Source organism: Clostridium sp. AF36-4 (assembly GCF_003435975.1).
GTDB lineage: Bacteria > Bacillota > Clostridia > Lachnospirales > Lachnospiraceae > Eubacterium_F.
Genome location: NZ_QTVH01000048.1, coordinates 1 through 5,880, shown reverse-complemented (window position 1 = coordinate 5,880; position 5,880 = coordinate 1). Strand labels below are relative to the sequence as shown.

Annotated in this window: 3 protein-coding genes; 1 reads left to right on the top strand and 2 read right to left on the bottom strand. The window is 40.5% G+C overall.

What is annotated here, in order from left to right; genetic code table 11:
• Window positions 1–52: 52 nt before the first annotated feature.
• Both DW005_RS13295 and DW005_RS13290 read right to left on the bottom strand, forming a co-directional pair.
• The gene (locus DW005_RS13295) at window positions 53–238 is read right to left on the bottom strand and encodes a hypothetical protein (protein WP_117480160.1); all 186 of its coding nucleotides are present in this window, start codon (window positions 236–238) and stop codon (window positions 53–55) included.
• Window positions 239–482: 244 nt separating this feature from the next.
• Window positions 483–1,298, bottom strand: a complete 816-nt coding sequence (locus DW005_RS13290) for an AraC family transcriptional regulator (RefSeq protein ID WP_117480159.1) — start codon at window positions 1,296–1,298, stop codon at window positions 483–485.
• Window positions 1,299–1,489: 191 nt separating this feature from the next.
• On the opposite strand from DW005_RS13290, the gene DW005_RS13285 reads away from it, so the two are divergent.
• Window positions 1,490–4,978, top strand: a complete 3,489-nt coding sequence (locus DW005_RS13285; protein WP_117480158.1) for a beta-L-arabinofuranosidase domain-containing protein — start codon at window positions 1,490–1,492, stop codon at window positions 4,976–4,978.
• Window positions 4,979–5,880 lie beyond the last annotated feature (902 nt).

The window sequence follows — 5,880 nt, the reverse complement described above, 5'->3', positions numbered from 1 at the left end:
CAGTTCATGCTTACTCCCATCGAAATTTACATCCTCGTAGACGTAGATAAGCTCAAAACATGGCAGTCCCATAGCAGATCAGAGCCTGTTTTTCATGAGAAACAGCGCAGTCAATGATACCACGACACAGCAAAGCAAATGCCACGCTGAAAAAAGCATAAATACCGTTGATTAAAGTAACGATGATCAATGCCGGTATCTGTGATTTAGATTGCTTGATGATCCACTTAAATGCCATTGTAATATCCTTTCCTTCTAATCCTGAAGTCCACTGTCAATCCAGATTTCTTTTATGTGGTTCCGTTCCTGCTCATCAATCGTACGGATGGAGTGTAATTCGTTTTTAAACTTATCAGTACGTAAAAAGATGTATATGCAATCGTACAGGCGGCAGATATTGCAAAAGTGGTTATTGGATACCGCATGATAAAAAAGGGAGTATGGATCAGTAATATTGTTGAGTAGTTAGCGGGCAGACTACGTCAGTCACTATTGCGGAAGATCGGATGGTGGCTGTTCCGGTATTGTGTTGGTGTCATGCCGGTATGATGTTTGAAGGCATAAGAAAAGGCATGCCCATCACAAAAACCCAGGCTTAGTGCGATAGACAAAATACTCCGGTTTGTGTTATATAATTCTACTTTGGCATATTCCATTGTCTCATTGATGAGATACTGCTTTAATGTCATGCCGGTTTCTTTGCGAAAGAGCGACGAAAGATATTTGGGATGATAGCCAAAGTAGTTTGCCAGACCGGCTACGGTAAGGTGATAGGCCTGATTCCATTTAATATAATTCTTTACATTCTGTAATAAATAATCCTTAAAGGAATGTTGTGATAACAGACTTTCCTGTATCTGATTATATAGTTTCAGTAAAATATTCATTGCGTAGAAGTTGTTTGTCCGTTTGTCCCGGTAGGTAAAGTTGACATCATTAAGCTGGGAGAATACGGCAGTGATGCGGTTCATAGAGGATAGAGAACCGCAGCGGGGGAGTGTGATAATGGCTTCATCCTTAATGTGCAACATCGGACATTCAAAATGAAGCCAGTAGAAAGAACAAAGGGAGGGTGCCGTTCCATATTGATGTCCTGGTTTCATAATTAAATATTCATTTTGGTTTACCGTATAGTCTTTTTCTGAATCTGCTATGTGTAAAGTACCTTCTGTTACGATAATGAGCTGGTATTCTTTCAGTGTGCGAGACATATGGATCCAGTCGGGTGAGCTGGATTCAAACAGACCATTATATTTATAAGATACCTGGGCAGCAGTAGAAATTATAATATTTTCCATTTTCAAACATCCTCCTTTTAGCTTATGGAAGCGTTTAATGCAACTGTAAGTAGTTAATGTATAAAAATAGTATAGTATAATAATCTTACTTTTTCAAACCAAATGTATCACTTTTTTTATTTACTTATCACTTACTATATGCAATAGTAAGATTACTAAGTTTTTAAAAAAATGTATGGAGGTTTGAGCGTATGAATGTCAGAAGATATCAAAAATGGGCAAAGAGCGGTCTGGCTATCATGTTGGCAGGCGCCATGATGGTAGGAATAGCGGCATCCGGTGGAGGGATGACTGCACAGGCAGCAGAAACAGAAAGCAGTGACACGGTTAGTACACAGAAGGCGGTAACGTCTGATGCAGCATCCCTTCTTTTTACAGAGAAGCATATTACATCGGATCTTACATTACCAACGATAGGAGCTTCAGGAACTACGATTTCTTGGAAATCCTCTAATCCGTCAGTTCTTTCTAATGAAGGAAAGGTTACAAGACCGAAAAAAGGAGCAGCGGATGAAGAAGTTACATTGGAGGGAACAGTGAAGATAGGAGATTATGCAAAGACGAGAAAGTTTTCGTTTGTTGTTCTGGCAGAGTCTGAGATGGGACCAACCAAAGAATTTGCGCTAGATCAGGTGGAACTTCTGGATGATTATTATCTTACAGCACAAAATTCGGATATTGAGTTTTTGAAGAAATTTGATAATGATCGTCTGTTATCAAGATTCCGTGAGACAGCAGGACTTGACACGAAAGGAATTGCTCCTTACGGCGGCTGGGAAGATGGCTGGCTTGGCGGTCATAGTGTCGGACATTATCTTACGGCGATAGCGCAGGCTGTGAAAGCGACCGGAAATGCTGATCTGAAAGAAAAATCCAAACAACTGATTGAAGGACTGGCAGAGTGCCAGAATAAATTAGGAACAGGATTTATCTTTGGTGCCAAGATAGAGACGGAAGGATATGTGGAAAAACAATTTGATATTCTGGAAGGTAAAACAACCGGAAAAACATGGGTACCGTGGTATAACATGCATAAGATGCTTACAGGACTTGTTGATACTTACAAATACACAGGTAATAAGCAGGCACTTGAAGTTGCAAAGAAGTTAGGCGACTGGATTTATAATCGTGTTAGCAAATGGGATGCCGGTACACAAGGTAGGGTTCTTGGTACAGAGTATGGCGGAATGAATGATTGCCTGTATGAGTTGTATTTATGCACCAGAGACAGTAAGCATCTGGAAGCTGCGCACAAGTTTGATCAACCTAATCTTTATAAGACTGTAGCCAAAGGTGGTAAAAACTGCTTAAATGGTAAACATGCCAATACAACGATTCCTAAGTTCCTTGGTGCTTTAAAACGATATGTTGTTTTGGAACAGACAGGTGAATTAACAAAGGATGATGAAGCTTATCTGACAAATGTAGAGAAGTTCTTTGACATAGCGGTTACAAGACATGCCTATATAACAGGTGGCGTCAGTGTTATGGAACATTTCCGCAAAGACAATAATCAGGACGGAACAAGAACACAGACGAACTGCGAAAGCTGTTGTGCACATAATATGCTGAAAATGGCAAAAGAGTTATATAAAGTAACAGGTGATAAAAAATATGCGGATTATTATGAGACAACTCTTCGCAACTCTATCATGGGTGCTGTAAAATCCGAGAGTGGAGCCGCTGCTTATTTCATTCCGATGGCTACCGGTTACTTTAAGACATTTGGCAATGAAGATCCGGCCAAAAACATGTTCTGGTGCTGTACCGGAAGTGGCATGGAGAACTTTACGAAATTGGGGGATAGTATTTATTTTCATGCTAATGATACCTTGATCGTAAATCAGTATGTTTCTTCTAAAGTAACATGGGAAGAGAAAAATCTTGTTGTGACTCAGAAGTCAGATGTAACGAAATCAGACAAAGCGACATTTACAGTTAATGCAAAAGATGGCAGTACAATTCCTTCCGCAGCATTGGCATTGCGCGTTCCGGACTGGATGCATGGCAAAGCTGTTGTTACGGTAAATGGTCAGGAAGAGAAAGCGGCATTCAGCTCAGGTGGTTACATTCTTCTTGAGCGTGAATGGAAAGATGGGGATGTTGTTACAATGGAATATCCGATGTCAGTAGATGCTTTCGGGCTTCCGGATAACAATACGGTATTTGCGTTCCGTTATGGTCCGACTGTTCTTGCAGCCAGATTAGGAAAAGAAAAGATGGCTTCAACTACCTGGGCAGGTGCTAATCTGACAGCCCCATTATATAAAGTAGTTGGTGATCAGAATCAGAAGATTACGATCAAGTATGGTGAGTCAAAAGCGGCAACACCATTGGGAAATGAAACATTAACCATTCAGGAAGATATGTCGACGATTGAATTTATCGATCATATTGACAATTATCTTGTGAAAGATACAACGAGTGGTACCTTAGCATTTAAATTGAAGGGAACCAATGCGGACACAACATTTAATGGTGGATTGCAGTTCGTTCCATTTAACAAATTAAATGATGAGCGTTATGGAATCTACTGGTATTTTGATACAAAGTATACAGAGAGTGACGAAAAACAGATCCTTACAGCAAAAGAAAACGGACGTCTTGATGCCAGTATTCTTGATTCTACGCAGCCGGGATATGGACAGTACGAAAGAGATGTCATTCATCAGTTACAGGAAAAAGACTCAGTTGCCGGCACGATTACGGATGGCGGAAGTACACGGTATGCAAAAGCAGGTGGATATTTCACTTATAACTTTATTGTAAATCCGGATAAAGGTAACGCTTTGTTATGCCAGTTTGCGAAAGAAGACAATGGAAAAACAATTAAGGTCATGGTCGGTGATAAGCAGATCGCCAGCAAAAAACTGGCATATGACGGAACGGAAGCCTTCTATACCGAATATATTAATATTCCGGATGATGTATTGAAGAAAAATGTGAAGAAGATCGTGCCGGAAGGAGATACAAAAGAATATACCGTAGTGTCGGTACGATTTGAAAGTGGTTCTGACGCAGAAGACAGCGCACGTCTGGTAGGCGGTTTATATATGACACAGAGTTTTAGTGATCAGGCTGTCCTGAATACTTTGACAAGCTCGGCTGGTGAAGTAAGCAGTGCCAATGACACATTTACGATCGTTGTGCCGAAGGGAACAACTTCGGTAGCTTTGAAATATGGTATTGCCGATCAGTTTGGTCTGCTGTATGTTAATGATAAACTTGTAGATGATACAAAACAGCAGACATATGAGCTTACGGCTGCTCCGCTTTCACTGAAAGTAAAAGTATATGCAGAAGATCATAAGACAGTAAGGGACTACTCGGTTGTCATCAAAGTAAAAGAAGATGATGTGAAAAAGGACGATACGCCAAAGAATAATTCCGGTTCTTCACAGAATACTGCGACACCAAAATCGTCAAACACTTCAAAGAAAAAGGTATCTATTTCAATCACGGGTAAGAAATCGGTGAAAAAGGGCAAGACGATCACATTGAAAGTAAAGAAAAAGAATGTGAAAGGAAAAGCAAAATGGAGTGTTAATAAGAAGAAACTGGCAAAACTGAAAAAGAAATCAGCAACAAAGGTTGTATTGAAAGCACGTAAGAAGGGTAAAGTAAAGGTAACAGTTAAAGTTGGTAAGTTAAAAGCGACTAAGACGATTACAATTAAATAAATCGAGTAGGAGGGAAATTTAACTAAATTTCCCGACCTCTCACACCACCGTGCGTACCGTTCGGTACACGGCGGTTCAATCAACTTAACAAGTAACACACCTTTCGGTGTAGTAATCTAACATTGAGACTAATCCAAATGAGGTTAGTCTCTTTGTACTTATAGCCTTTTGTATCCATCCATTGTGGGCGAGTCTTGTATATCTGTCTCCACAATACGCTATTTTAAATGCTGCCCATCTTGGTACATCAAGCTTCATAAGGTTCTTTGCTCTATTTTGTGGAGTTTTCCAATGTTTCCAAATGCACATACGAAGTCTGTATCTGATGCTACCATCTAGTTCTCGACAAAGTGTTTTCATACTTCCAATTTTAAAGTAATTTATCCAACCTCTGATGAGTTGATTTAATTTCTCCACCTTGTAGCTGCTGCCATTTCTGCAATACGAGACATACTCAAACTTATTGATTGTTCGCCCCTTTGCTCCATTTCCATTACAGAAACTTCTTCACTACTATGGGCTCGGCTGACTTCTCACAGTTCGTTGTTACTAGGCTAATGGAACCTCTGTGAGACCTCCACGCTTAAGGTGCACGCTCTTTCTCTCCATATATCCGCCACATTTACTCTGCTACTACAAAAGTGATAGTTATTAGACTTCGTTGCTTTTAGCCAACTTATCTCTCATAGCCTAGCCTTATATGTGATTTCTGTCCGTTGGACCAGAGATTTGCTTACAACTTCCTTCAGATTCCATCTCACGATGGACACCCTTGCTGTTCAGCTATACACTTCCCACTATCTGGGCGTGTTCGAGACTTTCACCCGTTAGAGCGCGCCCATGGCGCGCAAATCATGACCACCAGCTCAGCTGGTGGTTTCCTCTGCGGCTATAAGCCTGTG